This window comes from Mycobacterium sp. UM_Kg1, assembly GCF_000972925.1.
GTDB classification, from domain to species: domain Bacteria; phylum Actinomycetota; class Actinomycetes; order Mycobacteriales; family Mycobacteriaceae; genus Mycobacterium; species Mycobacterium hiberniae.
Window position 1 is genome coordinate 1 of sequence record NZ_JRMK01000360.1, and the last position, 369, is coordinate 369.

1 protein-coding gene is annotated in these 369 nt (G+C 71.5%); it reads left to right on the forward strand.

The features are described from left to right. A partial coding sequence (locus LI92_RS24100) for a hypothetical protein (RefSeq protein WP_046322669.1) occupies positions 1-369 on the forward strand: 369 nt, incomplete at both ends.

The following is a 369-nucleotide window of genomic DNA, read 5'->3' on the forward strand; positions in this document are numbered from 1 at the left end:
GATGTGTATAAGAGACAGACCGGAGGCCCCGGCACCGCCCGCGAGCGTGGCATCGGCACCGGTCACACCGGCAACACCGTCGCCGCCCACTCCACCAGCGGCGCCATTGCCGTGCGCGCCACCGTCGCCGCCGGCACCACCATTTCCACCGGAGGAACCGTTGCCATCGGCCAACAGGCCGGTGCCGTCACCGCCCGCACCGCCTACACCGCCATTGCCACTGATCCCGACGGGCAACTGGCCGTCGGCTCCGGGCCGCCCGGCGTTGCCCCACAACCAGGACATGAACTTCTCGCCCGCGGCACCGCCGATGCCCACCACGGTGCCGATCTGGCCGCCGGCGCCACCATCGCCACCGTTTCCACCACC